At 34.7% G+C, this 16,166-nt stretch carries 16 protein-coding genes; 12 read left to right on the top strand and 4 right to left on the bottom strand.

Features of this window, described 5'->3' with window-relative positions:
• Window positions 1-56: 56 nt before the first annotated feature.
• The 3 genes from pstS to ACP5QL_RS04340 form a co-directional block, all read right to left on the bottom strand.
• Entirely contained in the window at window positions 57-1,085 is a 1,029-nt protein-coding gene (gene pstS / locus ACP5QL_RS04350; RefSeq protein ID WP_428125641.1) for a phosphate ABC transporter substrate-binding protein PstS, read from the bottom strand.
• Window positions 1,086-1,146: 61 nt separating this feature from the next.
• On the bottom strand, window positions 1,147-1,542 hold the full coding sequence (locus tag ACP5QL_RS04345; protein ID WP_272996054.1) for a hypothetical protein: 396 nt from the start codon (window positions 1,540-1,542) through the stop codon (window positions 1,147-1,149).
• Between the two features lie 125 nt (window positions 1,543-1,667).
• Entirely contained in the window at window positions 1,668-3,008 is a 1,341-nt protein-coding gene (locus tag ACP5QL_RS04340; RefSeq protein WP_272996056.1) for an MFS transporter, read from the bottom strand.
• Window positions 3,009-3,059: 51 nt separating this feature from the next.
• Between ACP5QL_RS04340 and ACP5QL_RS04335 the strand changes: the two genes are divergently transcribed.
• The 5 genes from ACP5QL_RS04335 to ACP5QL_RS04315 are packed head-to-tail and all read left to right on the top strand — an operon-like array spanning window position 3,060 to window position 7,030.
• Window positions 3,060-3,359, top strand: coding sequence for a methyltransferase (locus ACP5QL_RS04335; protein ID WP_012582621.1), 300 nt, complete (start codon window positions 3,060-3,062; stop codon window positions 3,357-3,359).
• 35 nt (window positions 3,360-3,394) lie between these two features.
• Window positions 3,395-4,189, top strand: a complete 795-nt coding sequence (locus ACP5QL_RS04330) for a ParA family protein (protein ID WP_012582622.1) — start codon at window positions 3,395-3,397, stop codon at window positions 4,187-4,189.
• Window positions 4,161-4,979: a ParB/RepB/Spo0J family partition protein gene (locus tag ACP5QL_RS04325; RefSeq protein WP_012582623.1), complete on the top strand. Its 819-nt coding sequence runs from the start codon at window positions 4,161-4,163 to the stop codon at window positions 4,977-4,979. The genes ACP5QL_RS04330 and ACP5QL_RS04325 overlap by 29 nt, the downstream gene beginning before the upstream one ends.
• A 7-nt stretch (window positions 4,980-4,986) precedes the next feature.
• The gene (locus tag ACP5QL_RS04320) at window positions 4,987-6,384 is read left to right on the top strand and encodes a diguanylate cyclase (protein ID WP_428125634.1); all 1,398 of its coding nucleotides are present in this window, start codon (window positions 4,987-4,989) and stop codon (window positions 6,382-6,384) included.
• A 4-nt stretch (window positions 6,385-6,388) separates the two neighbouring features.
• Entirely contained in the window at window positions 6,389-7,030 is a 642-nt protein-coding gene (locus tag ACP5QL_RS04315) for an HAD family hydrolase (RefSeq protein ID WP_012582625.1), read from the top strand.
• Here ACP5QL_RS04315 and ACP5QL_RS04310 read toward each other — a convergent pair.
• The gene (locus ACP5QL_RS04310; protein ID WP_012582626.1) at window positions 7,019-8,224 is read right to left on the bottom strand and encodes an NADP-dependent isocitrate dehydrogenase; all 1,206 of its coding nucleotides are present in this window, start codon (window positions 8,222-8,224) and stop codon (window positions 7,019-7,021) included. The two genes, ACP5QL_RS04315 and ACP5QL_RS04310, sit on opposite strands and share 12 nt — an antisense overlap.
• 102 nt (window positions 8,225-8,326) lie before the next feature.
• Between ACP5QL_RS04310 and ACP5QL_RS04305 the strand changes: the two genes are divergently transcribed.
• The 7 genes from ACP5QL_RS04305 to ACP5QL_RS04275 all read left to right on the top strand — a co-directional run.
• Window positions 8,327-9,769, top strand: a complete 1,443-nt coding sequence (locus ACP5QL_RS04305; RefSeq protein WP_012582627.1) for a hypothetical protein — start codon at window positions 8,327-8,329, stop codon at window positions 9,767-9,769.
• Between the two features lie 165 nt (window positions 9,770-9,934).
• Complete coding sequence (locus ACP5QL_RS04300) at window positions 9,935-11,764, top strand: ABC transporter substrate-binding protein (RefSeq protein WP_428125628.1); 1,830 nt, start codon at window positions 9,935-9,937, stop codon at window positions 11,762-11,764.
• Between the two features lie 128 nt (window positions 11,765-11,892).
• Window positions 11,893-12,924 (top strand): ABC transporter permease, encoded by a 1,032-nt coding sequence (locus ACP5QL_RS04295; RefSeq protein WP_012582629.1) that lies wholly within the window; start codon window positions 11,893-11,895, stop codon window positions 12,922-12,924.
• A gap of 1 nt (window position 12,925) precedes the next feature.
• Complete coding sequence (locus ACP5QL_RS04290) at window positions 12,926-13,768, top strand: ABC transporter permease (protein ID WP_012582630.1); 843 nt, start codon at window positions 12,926-12,928, stop codon at window positions 13,766-13,768.
• Window positions 13,769-13,775: 7 nt separating this feature from the next.
• Window positions 13,776-14,771 carry an ABC transporter ATP-binding protein gene (locus tag ACP5QL_RS04285; RefSeq protein WP_428125624.1) on the top strand — a complete coding sequence of 332 codons (996 nt, stop codon included), beginning with the start codon at window positions 13,776-13,778 and terminating at the stop codon, window positions 14,769-14,771.
• 12 nt (window positions 14,772-14,783) lie between these two features.
• Entirely contained in the window at window positions 14,784-15,608 is an 825-nt protein-coding gene (locus ACP5QL_RS04280) for an ABC transporter ATP-binding protein (RefSeq protein ID WP_428125621.1), read from the top strand.
• An 84-nt stretch (window positions 15,609-15,692) separates the two neighbouring features.
• The coding region (locus ACP5QL_RS04275) for a glycoside hydrolase family 3 N-terminal domain-containing protein (RefSeq protein ID WP_428125619.1) at window positions 15,693-16,166 on the top strand (474 nt) is incomplete at its 3' end.

Below are 16,166 nucleotides of genomic sequence, written 5' to 3'. Positions count from 1 at the left end.
AATAAAAGGGAGGGACATACCCTCCCAAAGAAGATTCTAAACCTATTGCAATTCAACTATTTCAAAAGATCTACCACTTTTTTACCTTTATAGGTTATAAGCTCTAACTTCTTTAGAGCCAATTTTTTCACATTATCAGGAAGAGGAACATAAAGGAGCTCCTCAGCATATTTATCACCTTTCTCATAAGCCCATGTGATAAACTTTATAATTGCCTTTGCTTTTTCTAAATCTTGATACTCTCTCTTAAGGAGTAAAAAGGTATATCCTGCTATAGGATAGCTATTCTTGCCTGGCGCATCCACTATATAAACTGCAAAATCTTCGGGTAATTTAAAGAAAGATGCTGCATATTTAACAGTCTCTATGGATGGATAGACAAAGGTTCCATATTTATTCTTTATTTGAGCATAGTTTAAATTGTTTTGAACAGCATAAGCAAACTCTACATAACCTATGGCTCCAATAGTATTCTTAACTATTCCAGCAACTCCTTCATTACCCTTTCCCCCGATTCCTACAGGCCAGTTTACCGAGGTACCAGCTCCTACCTTTTCTTTCCATTCAGGGCTTACTGCAGATAAAAAGTTGGTAAAAATAGCGGTAGTTCCACTTCCATCGGACCTTCTTGCCACCACTATAGGAATATTAGGAAGATTAATATCTTTGTTAAAAGCCTTTATCTTTGGATCATCCCATCTTTTAACTTTTCCAAGATATATATCTGCAATAAGCTCCTTTGTTAACTTTAAACCCTTTCCCACATTAGGTAGATTATATACAATGGCAATACTCCCTGCTACAGTTGGTATCATAACAAGTTTTGATTCCTCTTGTTCTTTTCCAGGAAGAGGAGCATCACTGGCTCCAAAATCCACAGTACCAGCTTTTGCCTGTTGAATTCCAGCCCCACTACCCACCGACTGATAATTTATCTTTATACCTGTCTCTTTTTCAAATTCGTAAAACCATCGAGAATAAAGAGGATATGGAAAAGTAGCACCAGCGCCATTAATGATTACCTGTTGTCCAAAGGCCCCCGATGAGATAAGAAGGATCATAAGGATTAAGAACCATTTTTTCATGATTTACACCTCCCGAATTTTTTTTCATTCTAAATCATAAAACACAAATCTTAAAGGACATTTAATGTATGATTAAATTGCTATAAGAATAGGTTAAGGGAAAATTAAAATTTTCTCTTATATTGGTTAAAAGATAACTTATTCTTTCTGGGATTTCTTTCTTAAACTCTTCATCTCCTCTTTTCAATTCTATATTGTATCCTTTTTGTAGAATCCCACTCTTCCCTGCAAAAAATTTACAAGAAATTATGGTTCTCAAGTAATTAAATAAATCTCCGTTAAAATATTCTTTTACAGAAGCAAAACTATGCTTTCCTGGCTGAGCATAAATTACAGGATGTCCATCAATTACTTGAAACTCTTCAAAACTTCTATACTTTCCATGCCAATTTCCTTTTATATAAACCCAGACATGCTCTAAATCATACATATGCTCAATGTCAAAGTCCCAAAACACAGCATAAAAAAATCGCTCATAGAATTTTCTTTAAAAATCATAAAACCAACCTTATATTGAGGGCTAATTCTTTTTCATCAAAAGAAAGAATATAGTTTCCAAGAAATAAGAAAACAATCAAAAAGCTAAAAAGTTTTACGAACCTCATGTCTCTTTATAGATAGAAAAACCCCTACAAAACACAAAATTCCATATATTATCATAAGAGTCCCATAAGAATTCATCAAGTCATTATTTAAAGAAAAAATTAAACTCACCATAACCATACTTAAACTTTGTCCTATAACCCTCATAGTGGCAAGGAAAGAAGAAGCAAAACCATAATCTTTCTTATCTACAGACCCCATAACGATATTAGTATTAGGAGATGAAAATAAAGCAAAACCAAAGCCTAAAAATGTACCATAAATAGGTATTAAGAAAATAGGACTCCGAGGACTAAGTTTTGAAAGAAGAAAAAGAAAAATACCAATAATAAACATTCCTGTAGAAGCTAAAATCTCTGGTCTCTTCTTATCAGAAAGTCTTCCAGCCCAGGAAGAAAATAAGGCTTGAGTCAAAGGTTGAAATATAAGAAACAATCCTGCATCCCTTGGAGAAATCCCCTTTATATTCTGAAGATAAAGACTCAAAAGAAAAGAAACCCCGAAAGTAGAGGCATAATTTATAAGAGCAGTAATATTGGCAAAAGTAAAATTTTTATTATTTATAAGAAGCTCTACATCAATTAAAGGATCTTTGACTTTTCTTTCTAAAAAATAAAACAAAAGGAGAATAATAATTCCAGCTATAGTACTAATGATCCCCATAGGTTTTAAAATTTGCGCTGTTCCAAAAAGAAATAAAAAAACAAAAGAGGAAAAGAGGATTGTCCCCCATATATCTAACTTTTCTTCCCTTTTTGACTCCCTTTCCCTATAAAACAATCCTAAAATCATACTAAGTATACTTAATATCAAAGTAAAAACAAAAATACCTTTCCAACCTACGTACTGGGTTAGAAAACCTCCTAAAATAGGTCCAAAGGATAATCCTAAGTAAACTAATGTGGTATATATCCCAAGGATATAGCCCCTTCTTTGAGGATAAAGAGAAGTTAATATAGCTGAAGATGTGGCAAATATAATAGAACTGCCTATACCTTGAATAATCCTGGACAAAAGTAAAAAGGAGTAACTCATAGAAAAAATAGAGAGAAAAACCCCAAAAGCAAAGATGAAAATTCCTAAATAATATAATTCTCTTCTACCTTTTATATCAGCAAGTTTCCCAAAAGTAAGAAGAAAAGTTGCAGCAGAAAGTTGAAAAGAAGTGTTTAACCAGGTAAGAGCCACATTGTTAAGCTTAAATTCCTTTCCCATCACAGGGATGGCTATGTTTATAGCAGAGCCTATAAAACTTGTCAAAAAAGATGCTATTAATACAGATATGACAATTTCTTTTTTGCTTTCTGAATTCCCAATCATAGCTTTATATGCTATAATAAGAACTAAAATTTTTCAAGGGGAGGTTTAAGAATGCCTGAATTTGGTACTCCTTATTCGGTTTTAGGTGTGGGAAGAAAGATTAGTAAAGAGGAATTAATAAGAGCTATAAGATTATTTGTTGCTGCAGAATATGAAGCTATCCAATTATATGAAGAGATAGCGGAAGCCACTAACGATCCTCTTGCCAAGAAAGTGCTCTATGATATTGCTAATGAAGAAAAAGTACACGCCGGAGAATTCTTAACTTTATTAAAAGAGCTTGATAAGGAAGAGGAAAACTTCTATAAAAAGGGCGAAAAAGAAGTAGAGGAGATGAAAAAAGAACTTTAAAAATTGTTTCACGTGAAACATTACAAAAGAGAGCAATGAGTAAAATAATAAGCGTAGCCAATCAAAAGGGTGGTGTAGGTAAGACTACTACAGTAATAAATTTAGGTTACTCTTTAGCTGAACAGGGGATGAAAATTCTTTTGGTAGATGCTGATCCTCAAGGGAATACTACGAGTGGTATATCTAATCTTAAAAATCAAAAGCCTAATCTTTATTCAGCTCTTATTGAAGAGGTTTCTATAGAAAAAGTAATTTATTCCTTAGGAGATGGAAAAAATAAGGTAAGGGAAAATTTATTTATTATTCCTTCAAATATAGACCTTGCAGGTGCAGAGATTGAATTAGTATCTATGCTTTTTAGAGAATTAAAACTGAAAGAAATCCTAGATAAAATAAAAGAAAATTTTGACATAATACTTATTGACTCTCCCCCATCCTTAGGACTCTTAACAGTTAATTCCTTAGTTGCTTCAGACTATGTCCTTATTCCTCTTCAATGTGAATATTATGCCTTAGAAGGAATCAGTCAACTATTAAAAACCATAAACTTGATAAGGAAAAATTTAAATCAAAACTTAGAAATCCTTGGCGTTCTTCTTACCATGTATAGCCGTACCACCCTTGCCCAACAAGTTATAGAAGAAGCACAGAAATACTTTAAAGATAAAGTTTTTAAAACTCTTATTCCTAGAAATGTAAGATTGAGTGAGGCCCCAAGTTACTCCCAATCTATTTTTGAATATGCTCCAGATTCCTCAGGAGCAGAAGCTTATAGAGAAATCACAAAAGAGGTGATACAACGTGTCTTCTCAAAAGAAGGGCTTAGGTAGAGGACTTGAAGCCCTAATAGGAGAGGAAGAAAAACTTATAGAAAAAATACCTATAGATAAAATAGTTCCCAATCCAAACCAACCAAGAGAAACTTTAAATCCAGAAACCCTTCAGGAGTTAGTAGAATCAATAAAACAGTTAGGGCTTCTACAACCCATATTAGTAAGACCTAAAGGAGATTATTACGAAATAGTAGCTGGAGAACGTAGATACCATGCTGCAAAAACTGCAGGATTAAAGGAAATCCCTGTAATCATTAAAGAAATAGATGATCAATCAGCCTGGGACATAGCTCTTACTGAAAATCTCCAAAGAGAAGATTTAAATCCCATTGAAAAAGCAAAAGCATTCCAATACTATATTGAGACCTTTAATGTAACTCAAGAAGAGCTTGCCCAAAGACTTTCTATAAGTAGGTCTGAAGTAGCAAATTTTTTAAGACTCCTTCAGCTTCCCCCTGAAATACAAGAAGAGGTAAGAAGAGGCAATTTAACCTATGGTCACGCAAGAACTCTCCTTGGAATAGAAGACCCTAATATGCAAAAACTTTTAGCCCAAAAAATAATAAGGGAAAAACTATCTGTAAGAGAAATCGAAGACCTTGTAAAAAAAAGAAAAATTAGGAATGAAATAGAAATTCCTGAGATAAGATCTCTTGAGGAAAAACTGGAGCAATATTTAGGCACCAGAGTAAAAATTCAGCCTAAAAGCCCTAATAAAGGTAAAATTACTATAGAGTATAAAAGTTTAGAGCACTTAGAAGAGATTATTAGGAAATTTTTGGAGTGATAAAAGTATGAAAGAATTAAATGAAAAATTAATTGAAACATTAATTCTTGATACCTTAAAAGAAATGGTTATAGTATTGGATAAAGACATGAATATAGTCTATGCTAATAAATCAGCCCAAATCTCCCTAGACTTAGATCTCAAAAACATTACAGATAAAAAATGCTATAAGCTCTGGCACTATAGAGACACTCCATGTATAAACTGCCCCGTAATAAGATCTATGGAGACCAAAGAAGTCTCTGAAGGAGAAGTCACTACTCCCGACGGAAGGGTATGGCATATAAAGTCTTATCCCATTTTAAATGAGAAAAACAAGGTTATTGGTGCTATAGAAATAACACAAGAAATTACAGAAAAGAAAATCTTTGAAGCAGAAATTCAATATCTTACCTTTCATGATAAACTTACAGGGCTTTACAATAGAGCCTTCTTTGAGGAAGAACTAAAAAGGCTTGATACTCAAAGACAACTTCCTATAAGTATTGTAATGGGAGATCTTAATGGCTTAAAGCTCGTAAATGACGCCTTTGGACACGAGGAGGGAGACAAACTATTAAAATCAGTGGCAGAGATCTTGAAAAAATCTTGTAGAAAAGAAGACATTATCGCAAGATGGGGAGGAGATGAATTTGTCATAATCTTTCCTAAAACTCCTAGAGATGTCGTAGAAAGAATTTGTGAAAGGATAAAAGAAAACTGTGAAAAATATAATCAAGAAATAGATAAAAAACATCCTATACCTCTAAGTATTGCCCTTGGACATGCTACCAAGGAAGAAAAAGACGAGGAAATGTTAGAAGTACTTAAAAGAGCCGAAGATAGAATGTACAGAAACAAATTAATAGAAGGAAAAACCTTTAGAGATTCTGTCCTCAAATCCCTCAAAAATCTCTTATGGGAAAATACCTTTGAAAGTGAAAGTCATGAAAACAAAATAAAAGAATTGGTCTCCAAAATGGCAGACATCCTTACCCTATCCGATATAGAAAGAGAAGCTCTAATATTTCTTTCCTACTTTCATGATATAGGAGAAATAGCAATTCCAAAAGAAATTATGAGAAAACCAGAAAAACTCACTGAGGATGAATTTAAAAAAGTAAAAACCCATCCTGAAGTGGGCTATAGAATTGCTGAAACCTCTTATGAACTTGCTCCTATTGCAGAATACATTCTTACTCACCATGAATGGTGGAATGGAGAAGGATATCCAAGAGGTTTAAAGAAAGAAGAGATACCTCTGGTCTCAAGAATCTTTGCCATAGTCGACGCTTATGAAGTGATGATCTCGGGAAGACCATATAAAAGAGCAAAAACAAAAGAAGAAACCATTGAGGAACTAAAAAAATTTGCTGGTATACAGTTCGATCCAAATTTAGTGGAAGTTTTTGTAAATATAATATAAAAACATGGAACTTAAAGGTATAATTTTTGATTGGGATGGAACTCTTGTAGACTCATTTCCAGCTTGTATAAAGGCCACAAAAGAAATTTTTAAAAAATTCGGGTTTATCATATCCGAAGAGGAGTATAGAGAGAAATTTTCTCCAAACTGGTATGATATATACAGAAAACATAATATTCCAGAGAAATATTGGAAAGAAATAGATCTACTATGGAAGGATTATTTTGATTATTCTCTGGTAAAGTGGAGAGAAGGAGCGGTAGAAAATTTAACCTTTTTAAAAAAACTGAACCTTAAAATAGGAGTGGTCACCGCAAGTACTAAAGAAGATATAGAGAGAGAAAAACCTTATCTCAATCCTGAAGAATATATAGATGGGTGGATTACTTGGGAAGATTCCGAAAAGCCAAAACCAGATCCCTTACCTCTTCTAAAAATACTAAAAAAATTAAGCCTTTCACCTTTGGAAGTAATATATGTAGGAGATACAAAAGAGGATATAGAGATGAGTAAAAAACTCAACATTCTAACCATTGGAGTTCTCTCCCCCTTCACCCAAAAAGAAAAACTTGTCTCTTCTAATCCAAACTTTCTCTTTAACAATCTCTTTGAATTATTAAAGTTTTGGAAAGATTTATTCCTTTAATAAAAATTCCAATCTTTCTTTTACTGCCTTAATAAAATCCTCGGTATAATAGTATCTATCTACAGGAGGATATGCTTGAGGTTGTAGATCCTTAGTCATAATACCACTTTCTATGGTTTTAATAGTTGCTTCTTCCAATTTATTTGCAAAATTGACTACTTCAGGAGTACCGTCTAATTCTCCTCTCTTCCTTATACCTCCTGTCCAAGCAAATATGGATGCGGTAGGATTTGTAGAAGTTTTGTTTCCCTTTAAGTATTCGTAGTAATGTCTTCTTACAGTGCCATGGGCAGCCTCAAACTCATATTCTCCCTCAGGAGAGACTAATACAGAAGTCATAAGTCCAAGACTTCCAAACCCTGCAGCAATCATATCGGACATTACGTCTCCCTCGTAATTCATACATGCCCAGAGCATCCCACCTTCTGATTTCAATATCTGAGCCACAGCATCATCAATAAGGAAATATCTATAATTTATTCCAGCCTTTTCAAAATCTTCTTTTCTTCTTTCTACTTCTTCTTGGAATATTTCTTTAAAATATCCATGATAAATCTTTGATATAGTATCCTTGGCAGAAAACCAGAGATCTACTTTTTCAGAAAGAGCATAATTTATGCAGGATTTTGCAAAACTCCTTATAGACTTTTCAGTATTATGAAGAACCATAAATATTCCTTTCCCATCAAAGGTATGAACCTTAAATTCTTTAACTTCAGAATTTTTAACAATAACTTCAATTTCTGCAGGCTCTTCAACCCTATATTCAAAAGCATTGTATATATCTCCATAAGCATGCCTTCCTATTATTACCGGCTTCTTCCATGTCTTCACATAAGGAGGAATATTTTTCACAATAATAGGTTTTCTAAATACCGTTCCATCTAAATACGCTCTTATAGTAGCATTAGGACTTTTCCATGCTTTTTTTAAGTTATACTCTTTTACCCTTTCCTGATCTGGCGTAATGGTAGCACACTTTACCCCTACTTTGTACTCTTTTATGGCTTTTGCCGCTTCAAGGGTTACCATGTCAGAAGTGGCATCTCGGTTTTGGATTCCCAAATCAAAATATTTAATAGGAATGTCTAAATAAGGAAAAATGAGCTCTTCTTTAATCCATTTCCACATTACTCTTGCCATTTCATCCCCATCAAGTTCTACAATAGGATTTTTTACTTTAATCTTTCCCACATTTATCCCTCCCTTTCTCTTTCTAACTTTTTAAATAATAACCTAATAAATAACTTAAGACAACGTATTATAATAAATTAAAAAAGGTGAAGGAGGAAGAAAATGAAGAAAGAATTCTGGTGGCTTAAATACCCCACTTTAATACTCTTAAAAGAAATTCAAAAGGTTAACAAAAATATGGACAAATCTATTGAAAACTTAAAAGATTATATTTATGAAATTTTGGTTCAAGAATTTAAAGAGCATAATTGTGAGGTAATCCTGTGGAAAAAAGAGCAAGATAAGAAAGTAAAAAACAATTATGCGATAATAATAAATCCAGTGTTTTTAGGAAAATTAGATTCTAAGATAGAAGAGGTATTAAAAAACAACAAGCTTCCTGAAGATAATGAAATCCTAAAAGAATCCCTTCCAGAAGTAAATCCTCCCTTTGCTATTAGTATTGGAAGGAAGGTATGCAAAAATTTAGAGATATACCCTGAACTTCATCCCAATTTTATTAATCTTGTATTTATTGAGGACAATATAAATATCCATAGTCTATCTTCAAATACAAAAGTTCAACTTATAAGATTTCTCATGGCAAAATTAGGAGCTTTTAAAAATATTATTGTTCCATATAAAGGGGAAAATATATCTGAGAATAAAGTTATATTAGGAACCTTAGAGGGAGGACATCCATCCTTAAGGATAGAAGATCTGGCAAAAAGACTTATGGTTTTTGGATCTTGTAAAGAAGTAGGGGGTTATGAGGAAATAGATTGGGAAATAAAGGAAGATGTATGGAAAAAATCTAAAATTGTAAATAGCATGATAAATCTTGGTAAATTTCTGGGTGAAAAGAAATTACTTTCTGAACCTGTAGAAATAAGAAATTTAGTAAAAGATGAAAATCTTGCAAAACTCATCGTTAGGCTTGTGAATTATTCAAGACAAGCAGAAGGAGCCTTTATGGCTTTTGAGCCCGAAATAAAACCTCCTAAAGAGTTAAACTTCATGAATGGGATATTTATAGTCACCTGCTCTGGAAAATACGGTACAGTAAAAAGTAACTTATCCTATAAAGATTTAGCACCTATCATTCCCTTAAAAAACGGTAAGGTTGGAGTATTTAAAAAAGAAAAGGAAGAAACCATTGGTCCATCTGTAGAAGCAGAGGAATTTACTCTGCCCCTTTTGGAGATGAAAGAAAAACTTGATTACCTACCCATAATAGGAGTGGTTCATTTACATAGAGGATATAAGATTTTAAATCCTTCCTCAAAATTTTTTTATATACCTATAGATATAAGAGAGTATCCTCCTGTGGGATGTGGTGTAGATCTCATGCAAGAAATGAGTAAGTATGCCATGAAAAAAGCAGTGGAAATCTGGGAAGAAAGAAAAAAATTACCTTATTTTGCCCTCTTTTATGTACCTAATCATGGAACAAATATATTTATTTTTCCTAAGGACAACTTCAATATTTATGAAGATCCTTTTTACTACTTTAAAGAAAGTGTGGATTTAAAGGAACTCATTTTCACAGATGTTCCTCAGGTGTAGCCAATATTTTAATAATTTTTTGCATAAAGTTATTAAAAAATTTTAATAATTTCAAAATGAAATTACCCTCTTTACAAAATTGTTTCCTTATGATATTATTTTTTACACGAAAGGACCTGGAGCATGGTCCAGATATAAATTTACCCCAAAATAGGAGGTGTAAAAATGAGGGGTAAAGTTTTAGGGGTGTTTTTAACAGTTTTACTTTTGACCCTTCTACTTGTACCTTCCACATTAGGTCAGGTTTCTTTACCACGTAATGAAACAGTTTATACCGTTGGAGCACTTTGGTCTGCAACCACCTACAGTTTATATGCACCTTCTTCCACCTATGGTACTGAGCATTTCTTGTACATGCCACTTTTCATCTACAGCAATATGAAAGATGGATGGCTACCAGTACTTGCCGAATCCTTCACAGCAGTGAATAAGAGAACACTAAGAGTAAAAATCAGAGATATTGCAAAATGGAGCGATGGTACTCCAATTACTGCTGATGATGTAGTGTTCACCTTCAACTGCACAAAAGAAGTAGGATTTGGACCTGGTAATGGATGGTGGGATTACATCCAAACAGTAAGAGCAGTAGACAATAAGACAGTAGAATTTGTAATGAGACCAGATGCACAAAACTATGCCTCTTTCTTAGGATATGCCTTCACTACAAGGATTGTTCCAAAACATGTTTATGAGCCTCTATTAAAGCAAGGCGTACAAGCAGTAAAAGATTTCCAGAACAATGATCCTGAAAAACAGGTAGTTTCTGGACCATATAAACTCTACTACACAGATCCCAACATTGTAGTATATGGAAGAATTGATGATTGGTGGGGCAAAGCAGTATTTGGGCTTCCTGTTCCTAAATACATTGCTAATGTAATTTATAGAGATAATGCTGTAGCAAACTTAGACTTTGAGAAAGGAAATGCTGACTGGGCAGGAGTCTTTATACCCGATGTAAGCTCCCTCTGGACTCAGAAGAAGCTCCCCATTGGAACTTGGTTCAAGAACAAACCATACTACATGCCAGATGGTCTTGATCTTCTCTACATCAGCTACTACAATCCATTACTCAAGGATCCTGCAGTAAGAAAAGCTATAGCTTATGCAATACCATATAAAGAGATGCTTGATAAAGCATACTTTGGCTATGGTAACCAAGCTCATCCATCAATGGTAATAGACGACTTTGAAGCATACAGAGAATACATTGATCAAGCTTATGCAAAATATGTATGGGGTTCTCCCGATGGAAAACCTAAGACAGATCTTAAGAAAGCAAATGAAATACTTGACAAGGCTGGATATAAGAGAGGAAAAGATGGTATAAGAATCAGTCCAGATGGAAAGAGAATGGGTACTTTCACTATTCAAGTTCCAAATGGATGGACCGACTGGATGATGATGTGTGAAATGATGGCAGCAAACATGAGAGAAATTGGGCTCGACGTAAAGACCGAATTCCCAGACTTCTCTGTATGGTGGACCAGATGGACTCAAGGAACCTTTGACTTCATCCTTGGATGGTCTGCAGGCCCTGGTTTTGATCATCCATGGAACGTCTACAGATTAGTATTAGATCCAGCCCTTTACAAACCATTTGGTCAAGATCAGTATGGTAACTTTGAAAGATATAACAATCCAGAGGTTGGCAAACTCTTAGATAAGATTGCTGCAACCCTTGATCCAAAGGTCAAGAAGACATTATTCTATCAATTACAAAGAATAATCTACAGAGATCTCCCAGCAATTCCACTCTTCTATGGAGCTCACTGGTATGAATACAACGAAACTGTATGGACTGGATGGCCCAACGAAAGCAAACCATGGTGGTACCCAGCTGCTCCTTGGAGCAACATGGCACTACCAATACTCTTTGGCATAGCTCCAAAAGGACAAACACCTAAGGTACCAGCTTGGGTAGAGTTCAAAGCAAAAGGCGGTCTCCTTATACCAACCAACGACGTCCTCAATGCATTAGCAAAGGCAAAATAAATTTAAAGGAGAACTTTATGGGCCATGCTCTAAGGTCCTAACCGAGAATCAGAATATAAACCCCCCGGAGTTTTCCGGGGGGTTATTTAGTTAAAATATAAAGCAAGATAAAGGAGGCTTAAGAGTAAATGCCGAAAACAGCTATGAAACCTTTTTTAAAGTACATAGGACGAAGGCTCTTCTTCCTAATACTCACATACTTTGTGGCAATTACCATAATATTTATCTTGCCAAGAGCCATTCCAGGAAATCCATTAGCGGTTATCCTCCAGCGTATAGCAGTACAGGGAGCAAGTAATCCAGAGACCATGTCAAATGTACAAAAAACTATGATGGAAGAATTTGGTTTTAACAAACCCATTCATATTCAATATCTAAATTTTTTAGGACGTCTTTTTAAGGGAGATCTGGGAACGTCTATTCACTATTATCCTAAAAAGTGTATTGATGTCTTAGCTCCCTTTATTCCATGGACCTTATTTTTATTAATACCCGCCACATTAACCGCTTGGATTATTGGGAATACCCTTGGTGCTATTGCTGGAAACAAGAGAGGAACCTGGATTGACAATATTGTGCTTAATTCTTCCCTTGTTATAAGTCAAATTCCTTATTACTGGTTAGGAATGCTCTTAATTTATACCCTTGCTGTTAAGCTAAAGATTTTCCCCAATCAAGGGGGATACTCTCAAGGACTAATACCAAATCTTTCTCTAACTTTTATCTTAGATGTGCTTTATCATTACATTCTCCCCTTTCTTTCCATAGTGATTGCAGCTATTGGGGGCTGGGCGATTGGAACAAGACTTTTGGTTATATACGAATTAGATGCGGATTATACGGTGTTTGCAGTAAATTTAGGAATGAGGGATAACACTGTATTCAAATATGTCTTTAGAAATATATTACTACCTCAAATTACTGGTTTAGCTCTAAATTTAGGATCTGCTCTTGGTGGTGCCCTGATAACTGAACTTATTTTTAACTATCCCGGAACAGGATATATCCTTTTTAGAGCATTAAGTACCCTTGATTACACGTTAATTCAAGCGATTTTTGTAATCTTAATTGTAGCTATATACTTGGCTAACTTTATTGTGGACTTTGTGTATGCCATTGTGGATCCAAGAATAAGATTAGGACAAGGAGAGGGAAGCTAAAATGTGGAAACAAATGATAAGACCATTATTTAAAAGTCCAAAATTTATTGTGGGAGCGACTATTTTCTTATTAATTGTTTTAATGGCTATATTAGGTCCAATTGTTTACCCAAAAGATCCAACATCCTTTGCAGGAATACCAGAACAACCTCCAAGTAAGCAGTACCCCTTAGGAACCGATACCTATGGTGGAGATCTATTAGCAAAGGTTCTAAATGGAACTAGATCATCCCTATACATAGGATTTTTAGTAGCTATAATTTCTATGAGTATAGGACTTCTTGTAGGAACATTCTCTGCTATTAAAGGCGGTATTATTGATGATATTTTAATGGGTTTAACAAATATAGTTTTAACAATACCAAGTATTCTCCTTGCTATTTTAATTGCAAGTTATTTAAACATAAGAAGTTTAGAAGTTATTGCTGTCATACTGGGAATACTCTCTTGGCCTTGGTTTGCAAGAGCCATACGTGCCCAACTTATGAGTTTAATAAATAGAGAGTATGTCTATCTCTCAAGGCTTGCAGGGTATGGAGACTTTAGACTCGCAATAGAGGATTTGATTCCTGCAATTGCAACCTATACCTTTATGGCATTTATTCTCTTTATCAATGGTGGGATTTTGGGAGAAGCAGGATTAAGCCTTATTGGATTAGGTCCTACAAAGGGAGTAACCCTTGGTATAGTTCTCCAATGGGCTGTCCTAATGGAAGCCATAAGGAGAGGACTTTGGTGGTGGTTTATCCCACCAGGAGTTATCATAGTTGCTCTCACTTCCTCTCTTCTAATCATTACCACAGCAATGGATGAAGTATTCAATCCAAAACTGAGAGAGAGGTGATAAAAATATGAAAGGCACTTTAATAATCAATTTAGACAATGTAAAAGCATATTATGCAAGAGGAGATACCTATGTAAAAGCGGTAGATGGGGTCACATTAAACGTATATAAAGGGGAAGTGGTGGGCATTGTAGGGGAAAGTGGTTCTGGAAAATCCACCCTTTCTAATGTTATGATCATGAACATAAAAAAACCATTAACTTTTATTGATGGAAAAGTCACCTTAAATGCAGGAGCAGATTTCTTAGAGCTAAACAAAATGCCAAGACAAGAACTTCAAAAAATCGTCTGGGGAAGAGAGACCTCCATAGTTCCCCAAGCTGCAATGAATGCCCTTATGCCAACTAAAAAGATAAGAGATTTTATATCGGATTTAGTTAAAGACCATTTTGAAAAAGCCCTTAACGAGGAGGAGATTGTAGAAAGAGCAAAACAAAGATTTACCGATGTAGGAATAAGCCCTAATGACATATATAGATACCCCTTTGAGCTTTCGGGGGGAATGAGACAGAGAGCAGTAATAGCCATTGCAACATTACTAAACCCAAGACTTTTAATATGTGACGAGCCTACTTCAGCCTTAGATGTGGCAAACCAAAAACTGGTTCTAAAAACATTGGAACAATTAAGAAAAAGAGAAATTGTAGAATCCATTGTCTTTATTACCCATGATATTGCCACGGTAAGACAGATTGCCACAAGAATGGTAGTTATGTATGCTGGAAAAATTGTTGAAAATAGCCCAGTAGATGATATCATAAAAGATCCATTACATCCCTACACAAAAGGATTACTACTTTCGGTAGTAACTCCTGAGCCTGAAGTAAAAAAACGTGGAATATCGTATATTCCTGGAACACCACCAGACCTTGCCAATCCTCCTCATGGATGTAGATTCCATACCAGATGTCCATATAAGATGCCTATTTGTGAAGAGCAGGAACCTGCTCTTAAGAAGATAGATACCAATAGAGAAGTAGCATGTTTCTTATTTAATAAATGAGGTGAGAAAAAGATGGCACTTTTAGAGGTCAAAAACTTAAACAAAATATATGAAGTTGGTTTATTTGTAAGAAGACAAATTCACGCTGTAAAAAGTATAAACTTCTCTGTAGAAAGGGGAGAAATTGTATCCCTTGTAGGAGAAAGTGGTTCTGGAAAAACTACCACTGCTAAAATGATACTAAGACTTGAAAAACCAACATCAGGAGACATTATTGTAGAAGGTATAAACGTATGGAAAGACATAAAAACAGTAGAAGATAAGAAAAATTACTACAGAAAAGTACACGCAGTATTCCAAGATCCCTTTGCAAGTTATAATCAATTTTATCCCATTGATAGAATACTACACCAAGCTTTAAGACTTATAGACGTAGATCCTAACAATCCAAAATCAAAAGAACTAATTGAAGAAGCCTTAATCCATGTAGGATTAGAACCTAAAAATATCCTTGGAAAATATCCCCATCAACTTTCCGGTGGAGAAAAACAGAGAATAATGATTGCAAGATGTTGGCTCTTAAAACCATCTCTAATCATAGCAGACGAGCCTGTATCTATGATAGATGCATCCACTCGTGGTGGTATAATAAAACTATTTGAAAATCTAAGAGATGAGACAGGAACTTCCATTATATTCATCACCCACGATATGGGACTTGCCTACTATATTTCAAACAGAATATTAATAATGTATAAAGGAGAAATTGTAGAAGAAGGAACTCCTGATGATATAATATCTAATCCTAAACACGATTACACAAAAAATCTCATTGGAAGTATTCCAACCCTCTATAAAAAATGGGAAGATATTGGAGAACTTGAAACAAGAGTATAAAATCTCTAAGAATTTAAAAAGGGGAGAGATCAATAAAAATTCTCTCCCCTTTTTATTACAATTATTAGTTAAGGAGGTAAACTAATGAGTGTGGATATAAAAAAGCTCATATCTCAAATGACCCTTGAGGAAAAGGCAAGCCTTTGTTCTGGGCTTGACTTTTGGCATACAAAACCCATTGAAAGACTTGGAATACCATCTATAAGAATGTCGGATGGTCCTCATGGACTTAGAAAAGAAGAAACCATGTTTAGTAAGACTGTTCCTGCTACATGCTTCCCTACTGCTGTAACTATTGCAGCATCCTGGGATAAATCCCTTGCTGAGAAGATGGGAAAGGCTATTGGCGAAGAATGCCAGGCTGAAAATGTACAAATACTCCTTGGACCTGGAGTTAACATAAAAAGATCTCCCCTTTGTGGAAGAAACTTTGAATACTACTCTGAAGATCCACTCCTTGCAGGAGAACTTGCAGCCCATTTTATTAAGGGAGTACAAAGTGAGGGAGTAGGAACTTCTCTTAAACATTTTGCACCAAACAACCAAGAACATAGAAGG

It is taken from the genome of Dictyoglomus sp., from assembly GCF_049968615.1.
Taxonomy (GTDB): Bacteria; Dictyoglomota; Dictyoglomia; order Dictyoglomales; family Dictyoglomaceae; genus Dictyoglomus; species Dictyoglomus turgidum.
The sequence above is the reverse complement of the archived record's forward strand: the minus strand, read 5'-3'. Positions and strand labels throughout refer to the sequence as shown.